The following is an 18,797-nucleotide window of genomic DNA, read 5'->3' as shown; positions in this document are numbered from 1 at the left end:
ATATATCAGCGATTCAACATAGAATATCGACTTACCGACAGTAATCGACAACCGCTCTACTAAAAAAATTGCCGGAATTAATCCGGCAATTTTTTATTACTTACGTAACTCCGCACCAAATTTCTCTTCTACCGCTGTTAATACACGGCTATGTGCTTCTGTTACTTCTTCGTCTGTTAATGTACGTTCTGCATCGAAGTAGTTCATAGAGAATGCAAGTGATTTCTTGCCTTCTTCCATTTTCTCACCTTCGTATAAGTCGAATAGTGTTACTTCTTTCAGAAGTTCTCCGCCAGCTTCAGCAATTACTTGCTTCATTTCACCAGCTTTTGTTTCTGTTGTTACCACAACAGCCATATCACGTGTCATAGATGGGAAACGTGGAATTGCTGAGTAGTAAGTTTCTTCAACGTCTGCACCGAATACTTTTACAAGAGATAGTTCGAATACAAATGTATTTTTCACATCTAGTTGTTTTTCTGTTTCTGGGTGCAATTGACCGATGAATCCAATTACTTCGCCATCTAATAAGATGTCAGCTGTACGGCCTGGATGCATACCTTCACGTTTTGCTGGTGCATAAGTGATTTGGTTTGCAACGCCAAGTACGTCGAATAATCCTTCTAACACACCTTTAACAACGAAGAAGTCTACAACTTTCTTCTCACCTTGCCATGCATGGTGAAGAGCAAGGCCTGTCATAACACCTGCAAGATGTTGTTCTTCTTTCGGAAGTTCTCCTGCTACTGTTGGTAAGAAGATAGAACCTACCTCGTATAAAGCAACGCTGTCGTTTTTACGTGCAACATTGTATGAAACTGCTTCTAACAATTGTGGCACTAAGCTTAAACGAAGTTGGCTACGCTCTTCACTCATTGGAAGCGCAAGATTTACAGGTGCTTTTTCGTTCGGCTCAACCATATATTGTTTCGCTTTTTCAGCACTTGTTAATGAATATGTGATTGCTTCATATAAACCAGCGCCTTCTAGGAAGCGGCGTACTTTACGACGTTTCGTTTGAGCTGCTGTTAATTTACCACGTGTCATTGTTCCAGCTGGTAATGTAACTGGAATGTGATCATAACCGTACAAACGACCTACTTCTTCTACTAAGTCTTCTGAAATTGTAATGTCAGGACGGCGCGCTGGTACATTCACATGGAATGTTCCTTCTACTTCTGTGAATGGGAATTTCAAGTTTGTGAACATTGTACCCATTTCACTTGTAGAAATGTCTGTACCTAATACACGATTTACTTTCTCAGCTGTAACAGATACTGTACGCTCTTCTACTTGTAAGTTATCAACTTCTACTACACCTTCAAGCGCTTCTCCGCCAGCATATTTTGCCATTAAAGCAGCAGCGTGTTGAATTGCTTCAAATGTACGTGTTGGGTCGATTCCTTTTTCAAAACGTGCACTTGATTCGCTACGAATACCTAAGTCTTTTGATGTACGGCGCACTGTTTGACCTGCAAAGTATGCAGACTCAATTAAAACGTTCACTGTATCACTATCAACTTCAGAATCCGCTCCGCCCATTACACCAGCAACAGCTAAAGCTTTTTCACCGTTTGTAATAACAAGGTGGTGGCTTTGTAATGTACGCTCTTGATCATCTAACGTTTGAATCTTTTCGCTTTCTTTAGCTAGACGAACAACGATTTCTTTTGAACCTAATTTATCGTAATCGAATGCATGTAACGGTTGACCATATTCCATTAAAATGTAGTTTGTAATATCAACTACATTACTAATTGGGCGAATGCCAGCTGCCATAAGGCGAGTTTGCATCCACATTGGTGATGGACCAATCTTTACGTTCTTAACCATTTTCGCAATGTATAATGGATTCTCTTCTTTCGCTTCTACACTTACAGAAATATAATCAGATGTTTTTTCAGCTGATTCTTGTAAGTTGATAGCTGGAAGTTTTACTTCACGGCCGTAAATAGCAGCTACTTCATATGCAACACCTAGCATGTTTAAGCAATCTGCACGGTTTGGTGTTAAACCAAGCTCAAGTACTTCATCATGTAAGTTTAAAATCTCAAGTACATCTGCACCAACCTCAGCGTCACTTGGGAAGATGAAGATACCATCTGCGTATTCTTTCGCAACTAGTTTCCCATCAATACCAAGCTCTTGAAGAGCACAAACCATACCGTGAGAAGCTTCCCCGCGTAGTTTCGCTTTTTTAATTTTGAAGTTACCTGGAAGTACAGCGCCAACTTTTGCAACTGGTACTTTTAAACCTTTTGCAATGTTAGCAGCACCACAAATAATTTGTACTGGTTCTTCTTCACCGATATCGATTAAGCATTTGCTTAATTTATCAGCTTCTGGGTGTTTTTCACATTCTAATACGTGACCAACTACAACACCTTTTACACCTTTATTTAATACTTCAACGCCTTCTACTTCAATACCACTTTTCGTGATTTTGTCTGCTAGTTCTTGTGCTGTTACATCTTTAATATCTACATACTCTTGTAACCAACGATATGATACGAACATATTTATCCTCTCCTTCCCTTACGCTCGTTTGAATTGTTGTAAGAAACGTACATCATTTGTATAGAAATGACGAATGTCATCTACGCCGTATTTCAGCATTGCGATACGCTCTGCTCCCATACCGAATGCGAAGCCTTGATATTCTTTTGAATCATAACCAGCCATTTCAAGTACGTTCGGGTGAACCATACCTGCGCCTAAAATTTCGATCCAGCCAGTTCCTTTACAAGTGCCGCAACCTTTGCCGTGACACATCATACAAGAAATATCCATCTCTACAGATGGCTCTGTGAATGGGAAGAAACTTGGACGAAGACGGATTTCGCGATCTTCACCGAACATCTTTTTCACGAATACTTGTAGTGTACCTTTTAAGTCACTCATACGAATGTTTTTATCAATTACAAGACCTTCAATTTGCATGAACTGGTGTGAATGCGTCGCATCATCATCATCGCGGCGATACACTTTACCAGGACAAATAATTTTGATTGGGCCTTTTTCTTTATTATTTTCCATCGTACGTGCTTGCACAGAAGATGTATGTGTACGTAGTAACGTTTCTTCTGTAATGTAGAATGTATCTTGCATATCACGCGCTGGGTGATCTTTCGGTAAGTTTAATGCTTCAAAGTTGTAGTAGTCTTTTTCTACTTCTGTCCCTTCAGCTACTTCATAACCCATACCGATGAATACATCTTCAATTTGCTCAACAACAGCTGTTAACGGATGGTGACAACCTGTTTCAACAGGACGACCTGGCAGTGTAACATCAATTGTTTCAGTAGCTAATTTTGCTTCGATTACTGCTTTTTCTAAGTTGCTAATTTTGTCTTCTAGACGCGTTTGAATCGCTTCACGTACTTCATTTACTAATGCTCCCATACGTGGACGCTCTTCTGCTGATAATTTTCCCATGCCGCGTAATACTTCTGTAATTGGACCTTTTTTCCCTAAATACGCTACGCGTACGTCGTTTAAGCCCTTTAGCTCCTTCGCTTCTTCAATAAGCTCTAACGCTTTTTGCTTTAGCTCTTTTAAACGTGCTTCCATTTGGAACCCTCCTAATTTTAAAAATAAAAAAACCTCGCTCCCAAAAAGGGACGAGGTAAATTCGCGGTACCACCCTAAATTGACAGAACAAGTCTGCCCACTTCATTAGTTATAACGGCCAGCTTTGGCCGGAACGCCTTTACATATACATGGTCCTGGCGTCAACTCCAGAGGTGAATTCACTTTCGTCTACCATAAGAATGCTTTCAGTCTACGGCACTCTCTCCCTATATGGCGATTTTGTAAGCTACTCTTCTCTATCAACGTTTTTCATTATTTAACTTTTATTATATGTTCATTACGAACATGTACTTCAACTTATTATAAGAAGTTTTTTATTTGTTCGCAACTGGGCTTTGTAAATAATACGTTAAAATCCCTGCTGCAACCGCAACATTTAGTGATTCTGCCCCGCCGTAAATCGGAATATACAAGTTTTGATCAGTTTTCGCAAGAATTTCTTGGCGTACGCCACTTCCTTCATTTCCTACAATTAATGCAAAACTTCCGGCCGGTGTTACTTCACCATATGGAACTCCATTTTCAAGAGCTGTTCCATATACAGGGACGTTATTTTCTTTTAACTTGTCTACCCATTCTTCTAAGTTCCCTTTCACAATCGGTAAGTGGAAAATAGAACCTTGTGTAGAGCGGAGTACTTTACTATTATAAACATCAACGCAACCTTCTCCAAGCACAACGGCATGAATACCAGCTGCATCAGCTGTACGAATAATAGTCCCTAGATTACCTGGGTCTTGAAGACCGTCTAATAAAAGGAATTTCCCATCAGTAAGAGCTACTTCTTTCTCCTGTTTTTCACAAACAGCAAATACACCTTGCGTTGTTTCTGTTTCACGAAGTACTTTTACAATTGCTTCAGGCACGATATACATTTCAACATCATTAACTGTCCAATCTTTCGGAAGGTCTGTCTGATCTGAAACGATAAGTTCTGTTACAACTCCTGCCTTTAAAGCTTCCTCTACTAAATGGAATCCTTCTACAAAAAATAAACCTTTTTTATCGCGCTCTTTTTTCGTCTGCAGCTTTTTCCACTGCTTCACACGCGGGTTTTGTACTGAATCAATGTTTTTCATAATATGTATTTCCCTCTCTTCTTGTCTTATCATTATAGCCTATTTTTCATACATATTTACATAAAAAAGAACAAAAACTAACGTCAGTTTCAATTCTGAAGAAGAGGTGAAAATAATGAGTTTTAATTTACGCGGCGCTGTATTAGCGAATATATCTGGAAATTCACAAGACCAATTACAAGAAACGATTGTCGATGCAATTCAAAGCGGTGAAGAAAAAATGCTTCCAGGTCTTGGCGTTTTATTCGAAGTCATTTGGAAAAATGCTGATGAAAATGAAAAACACGAAATGTTAGAAACGCTGGAGCAAGGATTAAAAAAATAAACAATAAAAGGTCACCTTAGAAAAAACTAAGGTGACCTTTTATTGTTTATAAAATTTTTCTTCTCCTAAACATTTCTACTTTACTAACGCTGATCGATGGAGTACAATGTTCAAAATACATTTAAACCGATCGATTTTTCTTCATATACACCATTAGATAAAAGGAGTGAATGTTTTATGCACCGTATTACGCTTGAACAAATTTTTAAACATCATATTACACAAAAATACGTAAATCGTTCTGGGATGGTCCACGCGATTGCTGTCGCTTACCATGCGTTTCACTTAGCTAAAAAGCATCACGCCTCAGTCGATGCTGCGACAAAAGCCGGTTTCCTTCATGATATCGGACATCATACATGGTATACAGGCGGAGAATGGGACTATGAATTGTATAAAAAGAATGATATACATGCAATTAAAGGGGCGGAAAGAGCTCATAAATTATTAATCCGATTAGGAGAACATCCGAAGCAAGCAAAAGAAATTTCTGTTGCAATTCTATTGCACACTGATTCTTTCTTAGTAGAACAAACACTTGAAAGAACACCTCTACAAAACATTATTAAGTGGGCGGATGAAGCAGACGAAGAACCAGGCGGAGCTCACCATTACCGAACTATTTCTTATGAAAAAGCCCTAAAGGCAATTCAGCAATTAGACCGATTGGTAGAGCGTGAATTACAAATAGAGCAAAAGAAATTGAATAAAACAACAGAACACATTTACCAATGAAAAAGAGGCATCACTACAGAGTGATACCTCTTTTATTATTTTACCTTAAAAAATAAACAGGATTTTTCGATAATTCGTTTTCACAGAACATCAATATAAGATTATTACTGTCTGTAAATAGTGGAGTCAAAAATATACCTTTTACTATAGTAATGACTTTTTCTTACGTATATTTTATAATCTTTATATACAATTTCAATATATAAGGATAGGTGATTCACTATTATACAACAAGCCACACAACTAACTTACTCACAAAAACATCCTATGTCACTCTCACAATTTCTATTTTCAATCGTTTTTGCGATTTGGGGAACAGGATTCCTGGCCGACCTTTTCATAGGCCTTCCTACTGTTATTTATACAGAAGGCCTAACCGATCCAAAACAAATTGCTTTAACCAAATCCCTTACTACTTCTGGAAGAAATTTATTTGTATTGTGCATTTTATTAATTTTAATTTATTCATACAAACCGTTAAGAAATTTAATTGTCCCAACGCTAAACTTTACACCATTTAAAAAAGTAAGCACATATATATATATAATCCTTTTCTATGGACTATATATTGTTAGTGATACATTTATCATTACTAATCTTTTTCCTGATGCGGCAAAAGAACAGTCATCCGCTTTAAACCTAGAAATGTTAAAACAATACAAACTGTTATTGCTACTAGGCAGCGCTATCTTTGTACCTATTTTTGAAGAACTTATAGTCCGCGGCATTATTCTTCACTTCCTACAACAGCGCTTTCCTTTTTGGATTGCAGCACTTGGGTCTAGCTTCCTCTTCGGAATAGGTCATATATATTCAACTGGTGTTATGTTTAGTATGTTCATCATGGGTCTATTTATGGCTATTTTATGCAAAAAGACAAATTCAATTATTCCAGCTATTTTATTGCACATGCTGAATAATACCCTAGCATTATTATAAAACTTCCATCAGTGGTGAATTCTTTATCCTCCACTGATTATTTCTCACTTAAAAATCAAATTTATTGAAGACACCCCCATCCCACCTTTTTACTATCAAGAAATAAAATCAATATATAAATAAAAAAGAAAGGGTTTTTCATATGCAATCAAATGCACAGATTTCAGATACTCAAAAACAATCCATGTCATGGGGACAGTTTATTCCCTCTGCTCTATTTGCATTTTGGGGCACTGGTTTTATAACTGGATTCCTTATACTCCCACTAATAATTTATAAAAGTTTTTTTGCAGATAAATCACAAATCGCCTTATGCGAATCTATTATAGATACGACTGGCATTGCACTACAACTGACTATTCTATTGTTCTTCATATTTAAATACGAGCCTGCCAAAAGGTTATTATTATCATCATTTAACTTTAGAGTATTAAAAGGATGGCGTACATACGCATATTTACTCATTTTCTTCTCATTAAATATCCTTTTCAATTTATTCGTATTAGAACACGTATTTCCAGATGCATTAGAAGAACAAACGACTGCATTAAACTTACATATTTTAGAGCAATATCAAATATTGTTACTTATTGGGTCCGCAATACTTACACCCATTTTTGAAGAACTTATTTTCAGAGGTTTTATGCTTCGCTTCTTCTCAGAGCGGTTCCCATTCTGGATTGCTGCAATTTTGACAAGTTTATTTTTCGGAGTCGCCCATACATACTCACTCGGGATAATGGTGAGTGCTTTCTTCGCAGGACTAATGATGGCCATTTTATACAAGAAAACAAATTCCATCATTCCAACCATACTATTTCATATTATAAATAATATGGTAGCATTTTTAGGATAAAGAGAGGTATCATCACGATACCTCTCTAACGCTCTCTACATCTATTAATTCGTATCGCTACTACTCATTTCTATCAATTTATACATATTCATTAATAATATCCAAAATAAACCTCATGTAGTAAAATATAACTTAATTAATATAAAGGAGTTTACATATGTTCAGTATTATTTGGATATTTTTTATGCCGCTTCTCTTATTATGTGGAATTGCTGGTGGTATTTTTTTAGTAGTAACAGGAATTATTCATCGAAAATTACTTGTTATCTTAATGGGGATTATTTGTTTCTCATTCGTTATAATGCCTTTTATTTTTTTGAGCAAAGGTATCAATGGAGAGGACATTCTTCACATTCCAACTGTTCTATATTGGATGCTGTTCTCTTTAGCTGGTCTATTAGCAGGAATGAATGGGGCACGTTCAAAAATTAATAGTATACGCAACATGGGATTCATTATTTTCTCAATAGGACTGTTCGCAGCTATTTGTTATCAGCTCATGTCTATGCCTGATTCATTTTTCATTCGTTGAGGAGTTATTATACATGGAATCTACCGGATTATTTATTTGGTTTATCTTAGCCCCTATTTTATTGTTATGTGAATTCATCGTTGGCATTTTTTTAATTGCTGCCGGAATTAAATATCGAAAATTACTTACCTTCATAGCTGGAATGATTAGCATATTGCTTATCATTGTTCCTATCATTTGTATAAATTATGGAATAGATTTAGAGCAGATGCTCCCGATTTCAGGAACTTTATATTGGTGCTTTTTCCCTTTAGCTGGACTATTAGCTATTATAAGCGGAAAACAATTAACGCATATTCGTTCTATGGGGATAATTATGTTTATAACAGGATTATGTTCTTTGACTGCTTATCACCTTTTATATCTAACTACATAAAAACATAAAAAAGCAGGGAATTTAATTCCCTGCTTTTCTATTTCGTTTATTGCCTGATGGTAAGAAGAACGATAACACCCAAGCAACGCCCGCTAATATCGTTGCAATTAAGAAGGCATCGTTAATACCGTTAATTGCAGATAGCTTTGAAATTTGTCCGAATAATAGTTGTGCACTCATCGCGTCTCCAGCTTGAGCTGATCCAGCTAAGGCCGCTAAGCTTTGACCCATACCGTGTACTTTATCAACTAAAATCGGGTTTGATGTTGTTAACATATTGCCATAATCTGCTACGTGAGCAGTTGTTTGTTGCGTCATAAGCGTGATTAAAATCGCTGTTCCAATTGAACCAGCTACTTGTCTTGACGTATTTTGCGTTGCTGTACCGTGAGAAATTAATTTCATCGGCAATGCGTTCATACCAGCTGTCATAATTGGCATCATAATGAATGACATACCAATTGAACGTATAATATAATCCGTCATAATAACACTATACGGTGTATCCATCGATAACGTTGTAAATTTATATGTCGCAAATGTTGTAATGGCTAATCCGACAATTGCTAACGGACGAATACCATACTTATCAAATAGTTTACCTGCAACTGGTCCCATAATTCCCATAATTAATGATCCTGGAAGTAATAATAAACCTGATTCCATCGGTGTAAAACCGCGAATGTTTTGCAAGTATACTGGAAGTAATAACATACCTCCGAATAAGGCCATCGTAACGATTGCATTGATTACTAAAGTAAAAGTAAATACTGGATATTTAAACACTTGTAAATCAAGCATTTTATTGTCCGTTGTTAGCTCTCTCCAAATAAATACAGCTAAACCAATGACACCGATGATAAGTGTTATAACAACTTCTGCACTAGTCCAGCCATTATTTCCAGCTTCACTAAATCCGTACAGTAAGCTACCTAGTCCAATACTTGAACTAATAACACCGAATACATCTAACTTTGTTTTAGACACTGGCTGGGCTAGTGTAAAGAATTTTAAAGATAAGAACGTAATAATTAAACCGACAACAAACATCCCATAGAACATTAAGTTCCAGCTATAGTTTTCAATTACCCAACCTGTTACAGTTGGTCCGATAGCTGGTGCTAAAATCATCGCTACCCCTAATAGTCCCATAGCTGCTCCGCGCTTATTAGGCGGGAATAATGTCATGAAGATATTCATACCAACTGGCATTAAAATACCCGCACCAACCGCTTGAATAACGCGGCCCGTCATCATCATTGTAAAGTTACCTGATGTAGCACAAATGATAGATCCTACAGTGAAAAATAACATTGCTGCTACGAATAATTTACGATACGTAAATCGTGAAACTAAAAACGCACTAATCGGTACTAAAATTCCGTTTACAAGCATGAAGCCTGTAATTAACCATTGGGCCGTTGAAGTTGATACGTTAAATTCGTTCATTAACGGAGGCAATGCAACATTAATGATCGTTTGATTTAAAATAGAAATGAACATACCAAGAATTAATACAGTTACAACTGCTTTTACGTTTACATTCTCTAGAGGCATAGACATTTGTTTTTTCGGCACTTCTATTTCTTGTTTTACTTCTTCTTGCTTCCCTGTTTCTAATTCAACTACATTAGAAACTTCTGTTTCTTGTTTTGATTCAATTTCTTTCTCTACTGTTTCTATCTTACTTACTTCTATCTTACTTACGGCTGGGACTTGTTCTTCTCCCACATTCGTTTTTTTCTTTCGTAAAAGACGATTTACAAGGAAGAAGACGATTATACAAAATAGCGCATATCCTACAATTGCAATTGAGGACATCTCATCTCCCCCTTACTTATGAATACGAACTGACACATTCATTCCAGGAACAATATTTACTGATTTACTATGATCTAAAGAAATTTTAACTGGTACAACTTGCTTTACTTTCGTATAGTTCGCTGTTGCGTTACTTGATGGTAACATCGAGAATGTATTTGCTGTTGTTAATCCAACTTGTTCTACTTTTCCTGTTAACGTTGTATCTGGGTATGCATCTACATATACATCTACTGTTTGACCTTTTTGAACATCATCAATAGTTGTTTCTTCAATGTTTGCTGTTACCCATAAATTGTTCATATCAAATGCATACGCAATCGGGCTTCCTGCTCCAACAAACGCGTTTGTTGTTGCGTTTGATTGTACAACTGTTGCATTTTGTGGAATCGTTACGTCTACTGTTTGCTCACCATTTGCTCCCGCTACAGTAACAGCGCCTAATTTATCATTTTCATTGTAATTTTTACCTACTTCAGCTTTCCAGTCTGTTAATTTACCTGCTACTGGTGATGCAATTGGGATTACTTTCCCGTCAATCTTTGCATTGTCTGTCTTTAAATAATTTTCTGTTTGATTGTAATAGTAATAACCGCCAATACCGCCGCCAACTAATACAATTAATGTGATAATGTTGATAATTACCATTCTTCGAAACTGATTCATTGCATTCCTCTCCTTATATCGCATATAATTTTTTTCTAAACTATTTACATCCTTTTTGTTTAGATTGCTTAATTGTTAATTATATTAACTTTTAACCAAAAAAATCACACCATCTGCAGTATAAACCTAATTTGTCTGCCTGCGAGCGGTGCTGATTTCTAAAGGACTATCGTTTATAATTATAAATAATTATGCCGAATCTACAACCAACAATTTAAATCCATATGTTGTTTAAACAACATTACACTATATATGTGTTGTTTAAGTAAAAAAAATTAAACGAGGTGAAGTAAAAATGTCTATTAAAAATACAAATGATCCACGTGTAAAACGAACGAGACAGATCATACAGGATGCTTTTGTCGCTTTAGTAGGCGAAAAGGGTTTTGAAAATGTAACTGTGCAACATATCGCAGAACGTGCCCCTGTAAATCGCGCTACGTTTTATAGCCATTATCACGATAAATATGACTTATTAGAAAAAAGCATAGAAGAGATGCTAGAAAAGCTAGTCGAGGTGATTAAGCCAGAAAAGCGCAGTAAAGAAGACTTTCAGCTTACATTTGATTCCCCACATCCGACCTTTTTAGCTTTATTTGAGCATATCGCAGAAAATTCTAAATTTTATAACGTTATGCTTGGTGATAAAGCAGCTGGAAACTATACTCATAAAATGATGAAAGCAATTCAAACACATTTAACGTTAAGTTTATCCATTTCACAGCCTAACGACGAAAAACTTATGGTCCCTCGTGATATCCTCATTAGTTATGTTACTGGTGCTCATCTCGGAATGATTATGTCATGGCTAAAAAAGGGCATGATCTATACCCCGCATTTTATGGCAATGCAGTTGACTCGCTTAATTATTTTAGGAACTCATACGGCAGCAGGATTAGAAAGACCGTTTTAACATAAAAAAAGCGAAGGAAACTCCCCTTCGCTTTTTTTCTATTAATTAAATGTAATGTTATGTACAGCCTCTTTATCAAGACGTTTAATAACTTCTACAATTAACTTCACTGCGTTTTCATAATCATCACGATGTAACATCGCTGCATGAGAATGAATGTAGCGTGTCGCAATCGTAATCGCCATAGACGGAATACCGTTTACAGAAATATGAATTGCTCCTGCATCCGTTCCGCCACCCGCTACAGAGTCATATTGATACGGAATTTGTAATTCGTCAGCAACATCAACAACGAAATCACGTAAACCTGTATGACCAATAACAGAAGCATCATATAAAATGATTTGTGGGCCATCACCCATTTTACTTTGTGCTTCTTTCGCCGTTACACCTGGTGTATCACCAGCAATACCAACATCTACAGCGAATGCGATATCTGGCTTAATATAGTTTGCAGATGTTTTCGCGCCACGAAGACCAACTTCTTCTTGTACAGTCCCAACGCCGTATACAACGTTTGGATGCTTTTCATCTTTTAATTGTTTTAATACGTCAATTGCAATTGCACAACCAATTCGGTTATCCCATGCTTTTGCAAGTAACATTTTTTCATTCTTCATTACTTGGAATTCAAAATAAGGTACAACTTGATCTCCTGGTCGTACGCCCCACTCCATCGCTTCTTCTTGGCTAGAAGCACCAATATCGATGAACATATCTTTAATGTCAACTGGTTTCTTACGAGCTTCTGGAGGTAAAATGTGCGGTGGTTTGGAACCAATTACACCTGTTACATCTCCTTTACGCGTTACAATCGTTACACGCTGTGCAAGCATAACTTGTGACCACCAGCCTCCAACCGTTTGGAAACGAAGGAATCCTTTGTCATCAATTTGCGTAATCATAAAGCCAACTTCATCTAAATGACCTGCAACCATAATTTTCGGGCCGTTTTCTTCCCCAACTTTTTTCGCAACTAAACTTCCTAAATTGTCAGTAGAAAGTTCATCTGCAAACGGCTCAATATATTTCTTCATTACTTCACGTGGTTCGCGCTCGTTACCCGCAATACCGCGTGCATCTGTTAATTCTTTTAGCATTGTCAATGTCGCGTCTAATTTTGTCATTGCCAACACCCTCCTTTTTCTTCAGTCACTTCATTATACAATAAGTAAATTGAAATATTCAAAAATTAACTTAGTATCCTTGTGTTTGACGCTGATGATTTACTTCATTTTTATCTAAGTATGCTTTTTCAATTTCTTCTTGTTCAAATTCAAGCGCTTGTCCAAGGCGAAGATAGCTTGTAAATAATTCAATATAGTTCGTAATAGATGGTTGATCTGTAAAACGAATTACTTTCGCATATGTGTCTAAGAAAATTTCTACTTGTGTTTTATTCGTTTGCGCACATTTATAGAATAAGAAGTTTTTATCAATTCCTAAATCGATTCCGATTGATAAAATAAAATGTAGGCCATCTACGTATTCTTCTAATATTACTTCACGTTCTGATGCTGGTTTATTGCTCCAATATTTAAAACAACGTGTTTCATTTGCAAGTTCTCCAATTTCTACAAGAAGAGCTAACATTTTTTCTTTTAACAATTTCTTCGGTTGTAAGTCATGCTCTTTCACAATACGATCGTCTAATTCTTTCTGTAATTTAAATAGTTGTAGTAAGTCCATTCTATTGTCCTCCTCCAACATCGCATTTTCCGCAACAATGTTGTTTCATCTCAAAGTTCATTATTATTTTTCGTTTCTTATTAACAAGTCAGCTACCTACATCTTTATAAAGATAGCTTGTCCTTAATTTGCAAATACGTTTCAATCATCATTCATAGATTATTCATCTGATGAAAGTTCCATATCATCTTTCCATTATAGCAGTGTCGTTTCTGCTAGGAAAGGTACACTTCCTCACGAATGAGTACAAATAAAAAAGTCAGGAGGATTCCCCTGACTTCATATGTATATTCTTCTATATTGCTATAACTTTTATATTGATTTTGTCCTATCGATAACGACATGCCCGTAGATCTTTCCTGCTTTCATGTAAACGCCTCCTCGTTATCTTTCCAAAAGTTCTTACAAGCACATATTAATATACTGAGGTGAGAAATAACGCACTCAATTGTGACGATATCACGTAGGGAATTTCATTAATTATTGAATAATTATAATGAATACAAATAAAAAACCTTAGAAGAAAAATCTTCTAAGGTTTTAAACAATTAGTTAATGTTGTTTTTTGCAACTGTTGCTAATTCAGCGAAAGCTTTTTCGTCATGAACAGCTAAGTCAGCAAGCATCTTGCGGTTAACTTCGATGCCAGCATTTTTTAAACCGTGCATTAAGCGGCTGTAAGAAAGACCATTCATACGAGCTGCTGCGTTGATACGTGTAATCCATAATTTACGGAAGTCACGTTTCTTTTGACGACGGTCACGGAATGCATACATTAGAGATTTCATAACCTGTTGGTTAGCAACCTTAAATAATGTGCTCTTAGAACCGTAGTAACCTTTTGCTAATTTTATAACTTTTTTACGACGTTGACGAGTAACTGTACCACCTTTTACTCTTGGCATAATATTACCTCCTATTTGTTCTATATATCAGCCGAACTTATTTTAAATTGTCAAGCATTTGACGAATGCGTTTGAAGTCACCAGCGCTTACTACACCAGCTTTACGTAATTTACGTTTAGCTTTTGTAGATTTGTTAGCGAATAAATGGCTTGTGTAAGCGTGAGAACGCTTCAGTTTACCAGATCCAGTCTTTTTGAAACGCTTTGCAGCGCCGCGATGAGTTTTTTGTTTAGGCATAGGTATTTCCTCCTCTATCTATTACTTATCGTTTTTCGGTGCTAAAACTAAGAACATACTACGTCCTTCCATTTTAGGCTTAGATTCAATTGTACTAACTTCAGCACAAGCTTCTGAGAAGCGATCTAAAACACGTTGACCGATTTCTTTATGAGTAATGGCACGTCCTTTAAAGCGAATTGACGCTTTAACCTTGTCGCCTTTCTCTAAAAACTTGATAGCATTACGAAGTTTTGTGTTAAAGTCGTGTTCATCAATTGTTGGACTTAAACGAACTTCTTTCATGCTAATTACTTTTTGATTTTTGCGCTGTTCTTTTTCTTTCTTTTGTTGCTCAAAACGGAATTTACCGTAGTCCATAATGCGGCATACTGGCGGTTTCGCATTTGGAGCAACCAATACTAAATCAAGATTAAGATTTGCAGCTAAGTCTAAAGCGTCATTACGAGACTTGATTCCAAGTTGATCGCCGTTCGCGCCAACTAAGCGTACTTCACGTGCACGAATTTGCTCGTTAATCATCATATCCTTGCTAATAGTAAGCCACCTCCAAGGTTTTCTCAGAATACGTTTTGTAATTGTAGAACCCGAACAAAAAAAGTGCGGGCATACGGCACCCACACTTGTAATATCTTTAGTAAGAAATACATTTACCTGCTAACTGCGAATGCGTCCATCAGGTGAGAAGCGGGTGCTTCTACTTGTTCCAAAACCATATTCTATTATCCTTGATGAGTTTATCATAGGACATGACGTCTGTCAAGAAGACGCGATGTGTTTTACTAACAACAAGAAATATTGTAACAAACAACTAGCATACTTGCAATACTTTTTTATGATAAGTATTGTTTGGTTATTTTTTCTAGTTTTTCTTATTTATAATACATAAGAAAGCCGCGGTATACCGCGGCTCTTTCTTATCGTTTTCCTTCTACTTTAATCATGTCAACAAACGCATCTAATGCGATTGTTTCTGATTTTTGTTCGCCATATTTACGTACGTTTACGCCATTTTCAGTCACTTCATTGTCACCTACTACAAGCATGTACGGGATCTTTTGCATTTGTGCTTCACGGATTTTGTAACCAATTTTCTCTTCACGAGTATCTACTTCAACACGGATACCAGCACGTTGCAGGTCTTCTTGTACTTTCTTCGCGTAGTCTAAATGTACTTGCGGAGAAACTGGAATTACTTGCGCTTGAACTGGAGCTAACCAAGTTGGGAATGCACCTTTGTATTCTTCAATTAAGAAGGCAACGAAGCGTTCCATAGTTGATACAACACCACGGTGAATTACAACTGGGCGATGTTGTTTACCATCTTCACCTACGTAAGTTAATTCAAAGCGTTCTGGAAGTAAGAAGTCTAATTGTACAGTTGAAAGTGTTTCGTCTTTTCCAAGTGCAGTACGAACTTGAACGTCAAGTTTCGGACCGTAGAACGCTGCTTCACCTTCAGCCTCATAGTACTCAAGACCCATTTCATCCATAGCTTCTTTTAACATACCTTGTGCTTTTTCCCACATCTCATCATCAGCATAATACTTTTTAGTATCTGCTGGGTCACGATAAGATAGACGGAATGAATAATTTTCTAAGCCGAAATCTTTGTATACTTCTAAAGTTAAGTTTACAACGCGTTTTAATTCTTCTTTAATTTGGTCTGGGCGAACGAAAATGTGTGCATCATTTAAAGTCATCCCGCGTACACGTTGTAATCCAGATAATGCTCCAGACATTTCATAACGGTGCATTGTTCCAAGTTCCGCAATACGGATTGGTAGTTCACGGTAGCTATGAATATCATTTTTATAAACCATCATATGGTGAGGACAGTTCATTGGACGAAGAACTAATTCTTCATTATCCATTTCCATTGATGGGAACATGCCATCACGATAGTGGTTCCAGTGACCAGAAGTTTCATAAAGCTCTCTGCTTCCTAGTACTGGAGTGTATACGTGGTCATATCCTAAGCTTGCTTCTTTATCAACGATGTAACGCTCAATAATGCGGCGGATTGTTGCACCTTTTGGTAACCAAAGTGGTAAACCTTGTCCTACTTTTTGGCTATTAGTAAATAGTTTTAATTCTTTACCTAATTTACGGTGATCGCGCTCTTTTGCTTCTTCAAGCATACGTAAGTGCTCATCTAATTCTGCTTTCTTAACGAATGCAGTACCGTAAATACGTTGTAACATTTTATTATTGCTATCGCCGCGCCAGTAAGCACCTGCAACGCTTAATAATTTAAATACTTTAATCTTTCCTGTAGATGGAAGGTGAACACCACGGCAAAGGTCGAAGAATTCGCCTTGCTCGTAAATTGAAATAACTGCATCTTCTGGAAGATCGTTAATTAAATCTAATTTTAACTCATCGCCAACTTCTTCGTAACGACGAAGTGCTTCTGCACGTGGTACTTCATGACGAACGATTTCTAAGTTCTCGTTCACAATTTTTTGCATTTCTTTTTCGATTTTCTTGAAATCTTCAACTGTAATTGCTTCTTCCATATCGATATCGTAGTAGAAGCCATTTTCGATTACTGGACCGATACCAAGCTTAACATCTTTATATAAACGTTTTAACGCTTGCGCTAAAAGGTGGGCTGTTGAGTGGCGTAAAATATATAAGCCATCTTCAGAATCTAATGTAATAATAGAAACTGCACCATCTTCTTCAATTGGTGTAGAAAGATCGATCATCTCATCATTTAACTTTCCAGCCACAGCTTTTTTCTTTAAGCCTGGGCTAATAGAAGCTGCGATTTCTTCAGTTGTTACTCCTTTTGGAAACTCCTTCACAGCTCCATCAGGGAAAGTAATTTTAACTACATCTGCCATCACTGGTCACTCCTCTTTTTTTCAAAATAAAAAACACTCATCCCATAAAAAGGGACGAGTGTTGAATTCGTGGTTCCACCCTTGTTCCAATTAACTTTATTGTTAATTGCTCAAGTTCAACATAACGGTGTTGTCCGTTAGCAATTACTAGAAAAAGGTTCACTGCTAAAGTTTAGAGGTGGTAAGTAATAATCCCGTACTAGGAAGCTCACACCCTAAGGCTTCCCTCTCTGAAAATCGTAGAAAACTACTCATGTCCTCATCATAACATTTCGATATATTTCATTTATGTAGGTAATTATATGCTCAAAAACTTAGAAAATCAAGGGCGTTACCCTTATTTTTTAAATTTTTCACGTTGCGCTCAAATTCATGTAATCCATGTAGTTGTACTCGTTCTTGAAATACATTTCGCAAAGTAATAATCATATTATGATCTTGTTCTTTCGTATATAAATAAATCTTTTTCGGCGAAATGGAAAGAAGTGGTGCAATTACTTTCGTATCGATATATACATCCTTTTGCTTTAATAATTCTTCATCTATATATTGAACCAATTTCTCCTGTTTTAAACGTCTACCTTTATCATCATAGAAAATAAAACTTTCATCAAAAATAAGATGCACACAGGACAAACGCGATTTCCGGCTCCTTACTTGTTGGCGAAGTGTCTCAATGAACATTTGATATTCCTGCTCCATCTTATACTCATCAATTGCAACTTCAGCAAGCCGATCTACCATTTCCCTATATGTACGAAGACGAAAGCGAACGTATGATGAAAACGAAAATGAGAGCGGATCACAAAGCCAATCATTTAAAGACGACGCAATATAAGATTCCAATTTATGACGCGTTAAATCACTAGCTACCCCTTTTCTTCTTTCCTTTAAAATCTCATGTGCCATATGCAATATTTGATGACACTCTTCTTGTTCTTCATAAAAAAACTTTTCCTTTAAAATGCTATGAATCCATTCATTTTGTTTCACATTCATAATGAAATATAGTAATACTGGCAATAAAATCTTTTCAATATAATTCGATTCACATAATGGTATATGAATAACAACCTTTTGTTCATTTAAATATACACTTGTTTCCTTGTATAAGGATTCCATTTTTTTCGTTAGTTGTCTGTATACGTGCACAGCATCATTTTTTTCTTCGAAGCAAATTTCAATCACTTTTGTCCCCCCTTTTATCCCCGCTCTAAAGGATTTAAAAACCCTATAAGAGTCCGATCCGTGGCAAAGTCTCTCAGCAGAAACAATCCTCTACC

At 36.5% G+C, this 18,797-nt stretch carries 19 protein-coding genes and 3 other annotated features; of the genes, 7 read left to right on the top strand and 12 right to left on the bottom strand.

What is annotated here, in order from left to right:
- Nucleotides 1-96: 96 nt before the first annotated feature.
- The 3 genes from pheT to VK90_RS11630 all read right to left on the bottom strand — a co-directional run bounded on the left by pheT (nt 97) and on the right by VK90_RS11630 (nt 4,703).
- Nucleotides 97-2,517, bottom strand: a complete 2,421-nt coding sequence (gene pheT / locus VK90_RS11640; protein ID WP_048372916.1) for a phenylalanine--tRNA ligase subunit beta — start codon at nt 2,515-2,517, stop codon at nt 97-99.
- A gap of 18 nt (nt 2,518-2,535) precedes the next feature.
- Entirely contained in the window at nt 2,536-3,570 is a 1,035-nt protein-coding gene (pheS, locus tag VK90_RS11635) for a phenylalanine--tRNA ligase subunit alpha (protein ID WP_000388222.1), read from the bottom strand.
- Nucleotides 3,571-3,613: 43 nt separating this feature from the next.
- Nucleotides 3,614-3,843: a binding site (T-box leader), on the bottom strand.
- A 62-nt stretch (nt 3,844-3,905) separates the two neighbouring features.
- On the bottom strand, nt 3,906-4,703 hold the full coding sequence (locus VK90_RS11630; protein ID WP_048372914.1) for a TrmH family RNA methyltransferase: 798 nt from the start codon (nt 4,701-4,703) through the stop codon (nt 3,906-3,908).
- 82 nt (nt 4,704-4,785) lie between these two features.
- On the opposite strand from VK90_RS11630, the gene sspI reads away from it, so the two are divergent.
- The 6 genes from sspI (at nt 4,786) to VK90_RS11600 (ending at nt 8,433) form a co-directional block, all read left to right on the top strand.
- Nucleotides 4,786-4,995: a small acid-soluble spore protein SspI gene (gene sspI, locus VK90_RS11625; RefSeq protein ID WP_025147547.1), complete on the top strand. Its 210-nt coding sequence runs from the start codon at nt 4,786-4,788 to the stop codon at nt 4,993-4,995.
- Nucleotides 4,996-5,172: 177 nt separating this feature from the next.
- Nucleotides 5,173-5,730 carry an HD domain-containing protein gene (locus VK90_RS11620; RefSeq protein ID WP_002173692.1) on the top strand — a complete coding sequence of 186 codons (558 nt, stop codon included), beginning with the start codon at nt 5,173-5,175 and terminating at the stop codon, nt 5,728-5,730.
- A gap of 267 nt (nt 5,731-5,997) precedes the next feature.
- Nucleotides 5,998-6,669: a CPBP family intramembrane glutamic endopeptidase gene (locus VK90_RS11615; RefSeq protein WP_082147890.1), complete on the top strand. Its 672-nt coding sequence runs from the start codon at nt 5,998-6,000 to the stop codon at nt 6,667-6,669.
- A 142-nt stretch (nt 6,670-6,811) separates the two neighbouring features.
- Nucleotides 6,812-7,525, top strand: a complete 714-nt coding sequence (locus tag VK90_RS11610; RefSeq protein WP_048372909.1) for a CPBP family intramembrane glutamic endopeptidase — start codon at nt 6,812-6,814, stop codon at nt 7,523-7,525.
- 157 nt (nt 7,526-7,682) lie between these two features.
- Nucleotides 7,683-8,057 carry a hypothetical protein gene (locus tag VK90_RS11605; protein WP_048372907.1) on the top strand — a complete coding sequence of 125 codons (375 nt, stop codon included), beginning with the start codon at nt 7,683-7,685 and terminating at the stop codon, nt 8,055-8,057.
- Between the two features lie 13 nt (nt 8,058-8,070).
- On the top strand, nt 8,071-8,433 hold the full coding sequence (locus VK90_RS11600; protein WP_048372905.1) for a hypothetical protein: 363 nt from the start codon (nt 8,071-8,073) through the stop codon (nt 8,431-8,433).
- 21 nt (nt 8,434-8,454) lie between these two features.
- Here VK90_RS11600 and VK90_RS11595 read toward each other — a convergent pair whose 3' ends face one another.
- A complete protein-coding gene (locus VK90_RS11595; protein WP_048372903.1) occupies nt 8,455-10,254 on the bottom strand; it encodes a DHA2 family efflux MFS transporter permease subunit in 1,800 nt (599 codons plus the stop codon).
- A 12-nt stretch (nt 10,255-10,266) separates the two neighbouring features.
- Nucleotides 10,267-10,920, bottom strand: coding sequence for an HlyD family secretion protein (locus VK90_RS11590; protein ID WP_048372902.1), 654 nt, complete (start codon nt 10,918-10,920; stop codon nt 10,267-10,269).
- A gap of 295 nt (nt 10,921-11,215) precedes the next feature.
- Between VK90_RS11590 and VK90_RS11585 the strand changes: the two genes are divergently transcribed.
- The gene (locus VK90_RS11585) at nt 11,216-11,833 is read left to right on the top strand and encodes a TetR/AcrR family transcriptional regulator (protein WP_048372901.1); all 618 of its coding nucleotides are present in this window, start codon (nt 11,216-11,218) and stop codon (nt 11,831-11,833) included.
- 41 nt (nt 11,834-11,874) lie between these two features.
- On the opposite strand, the gene VK90_RS11580 is transcribed toward VK90_RS11585, so the two are convergent.
- The 7 genes from VK90_RS11580 to ytxC form a co-directional block, all read right to left on the bottom strand.
- On the bottom strand, nt 11,875-12,960 hold the full coding sequence (locus tag VK90_RS11580; protein WP_002173699.1) for a M42 family metallopeptidase: 1,086 nt from the start codon (nt 12,958-12,960) through the stop codon (nt 11,875-11,877).
- 70 nt (nt 12,961-13,030) lie between these two features.
- Nucleotides 13,031-13,522, bottom strand: a complete 492-nt coding sequence (locus VK90_RS11575; RefSeq protein WP_000365057.1) for a dUTP diphosphatase — start codon at nt 13,520-13,522, stop codon at nt 13,031-13,033.
- 548 nt (nt 13,523-14,070) lie between these two features.
- On the bottom strand, nt 14,071-14,427 hold the full coding sequence (rplT, locus tag VK90_RS11570) for a 50S ribosomal protein L20 (protein WP_001138364.1): 357 nt from the start codon (nt 14,425-14,427) through the stop codon (nt 14,071-14,073).
- 37 nt (nt 14,428-14,464) lie between these two features.
- Nucleotides 14,465-14,665: a 50S ribosomal protein L35 gene (rpmI, locus tag VK90_RS11565; RefSeq protein ID WP_001125945.1), complete on the bottom strand. Its 201-nt coding sequence runs from the start codon at nt 14,663-14,665 to the stop codon at nt 14,465-14,467.
- A 21-nt stretch (nt 14,666-14,686) separates the two neighbouring features.
- Nucleotides 14,687-15,190, bottom strand: coding sequence for a translation initiation factor IF-3 (infC, locus tag VK90_RS11560; RefSeq protein WP_000973214.1), 504 nt, complete (start codon nt 15,188-15,190; stop codon nt 14,687-14,689).
- 63 nt (nt 15,191-15,253) lie between these two features.
- Nucleotides 15,254-15,374, bottom strand: a sequence feature (ribosomal protein L20 leader region).
- A gap of 208 nt (nt 15,375-15,582) precedes the next feature.
- The gene (gene thrS / locus VK90_RS11550; RefSeq protein ID WP_048372894.1) at nt 15,583-17,514 is read right to left on the bottom strand and encodes a threonine--tRNA ligase; all 1,932 of its coding nucleotides are present in this window, start codon (nt 17,512-17,514) and stop codon (nt 15,583-15,585) included.
- A gap of 47 nt (nt 17,515-17,561) precedes the next feature.
- Nucleotides 17,562-17,789 (bottom strand) — a binding site (T-box leader).
- 31 nt (nt 17,790-17,820) lie between these two features.
- Nucleotides 17,821-18,702, bottom strand: coding sequence for a putative sporulation protein YtxC (ytxC, locus tag VK90_RS11545; protein ID WP_048372893.1), 882 nt, complete (start codon nt 18,700-18,702; stop codon nt 17,821-17,823).
- Nucleotides 18,703-18,797: the final 95 nt, after the last annotated feature.

The sequence above is a fragment of the Bacillus sp. LK2 genome, from assembly GCF_001043575.1.
Taxonomy (GTDB): Bacteria; Bacillota; Bacilli; order Bacillales; family Bacillaceae_G; genus Bacillus_A; species Bacillus_A paramycoides.
Note: the sequence above shows the minus strand (reverse complement) of the source record. Positions and strands in the feature narration are given on the sequence as shown.

What these genes read in the sequence shown, in the direction of transcription:
- VK90_RS11615 (WP_082147890.1), top strand. Translation starts at nt 5,998, where the DNA reads ATGTCACTCTCACAATTTCTATTTTCAATCGTTTTTGCGATTTGGGGA.
- infC (WP_000973214.1), bottom strand. Translation starts at nt 15,190, where the DNA reads ATGATGATTAACGAGCAAATTCGTGCACGTGAAGTACGCTTAGTTGGC.
- pheS (WP_000388222.1), bottom strand. Translation starts at nt 3,570, where the DNA reads ATGGAAGCACGTTTAAAAGAGCTAAAGCAAAAAGCGTTAGAGCTTATT.
- VK90_RS11610 (WP_048372909.1), top strand. Translation starts at nt 6,812, where the DNA reads ATGCAATCAAATGCACAGATTTCAGATACTCAAAAACAATCCATGTCA.
- VK90_RS11620 (WP_002173692.1), top strand. Translation starts at nt 5,173, where the DNA reads ATGCACCGTATTACGCTTGAACAAATTTTTAAACATCATATTACACAA.
- VK90_RS11605 (WP_048372907.1), top strand. Translation starts at nt 7,683, where the DNA reads ATGTTCAGTATTATTTGGATATTTTTTATGCCGCTTCTCTTATTATGT.
- VK90_RS11575 (WP_000365057.1), bottom strand. Translation starts at nt 13,522, where the DNA reads ATGGACTTACTACAACTATTTAAATTACAGAAAGAATTAGACGATCGT.
- sspI (WP_025147547.1), top strand. Translation starts at nt 4,786, where the DNA reads ATGAGTTTTAATTTACGCGGCGCTGTATTAGCGAATATATCTGGAAAT.
- VK90_RS11590 (WP_048372902.1), bottom strand. Translation starts at nt 10,920, where the DNA reads ATGAATCAGTTTCGAAGAATGGTAATTATCAACATTATCACATTAATT.
- VK90_RS11585 (WP_048372901.1), top strand. Translation starts at nt 11,216, where the DNA reads ATGTCTATTAAAAATACAAATGATCCACGTGTAAAACGAACGAGACAG.
- rpmI (WP_001125945.1), bottom strand. Translation starts at nt 14,665, where the DNA reads ATGCCTAAACAAAAAACTCATCGCGGCGCTGCAAAGCGTTTCAAAAAG.
- VK90_RS11600 (WP_048372905.1), top strand. Translation starts at nt 8,071, where the DNA reads ATGGAATCTACCGGATTATTTATTTGGTTTATCTTAGCCCCTATTTTA.
- thrS (WP_048372894.1), bottom strand. Translation starts at nt 17,514, where the DNA reads ATGGCAGATGTAGTTAAAATTACTTTCCCTGATGGAGCTGTGAAGGAG.
- VK90_RS11630 (WP_048372914.1), bottom strand. Translation starts at nt 4,703, where the DNA reads ATGATAAGACAAGAAGAGAGGGAAATACATATTATGAAAAACATTGAT.
- VK90_RS11595 (WP_048372903.1), bottom strand. Translation starts at nt 10,254, where the DNA reads ATGTCCTCAATTGCAATTGTAGGATATGCGCTATTTTGTATAATCGTC.
- rplT (WP_001138364.1), bottom strand. Translation starts at nt 14,427, where the DNA reads ATGCCAAGAGTAAAAGGTGGTACAGTTACTCGTCAACGTCGTAAAAAA.
- pheT (WP_048372916.1), bottom strand. Translation starts at nt 2,517, where the DNA reads ATGTTCGTATCATATCGTTGGTTACAAGAGTATGTAGATATTAAAGAT.
- VK90_RS11580 (WP_002173699.1), bottom strand. Translation starts at nt 12,960, where the DNA reads ATGACAAAATTAGACGCGACATTGACAATGCTAAAAGAATTAACAGAT.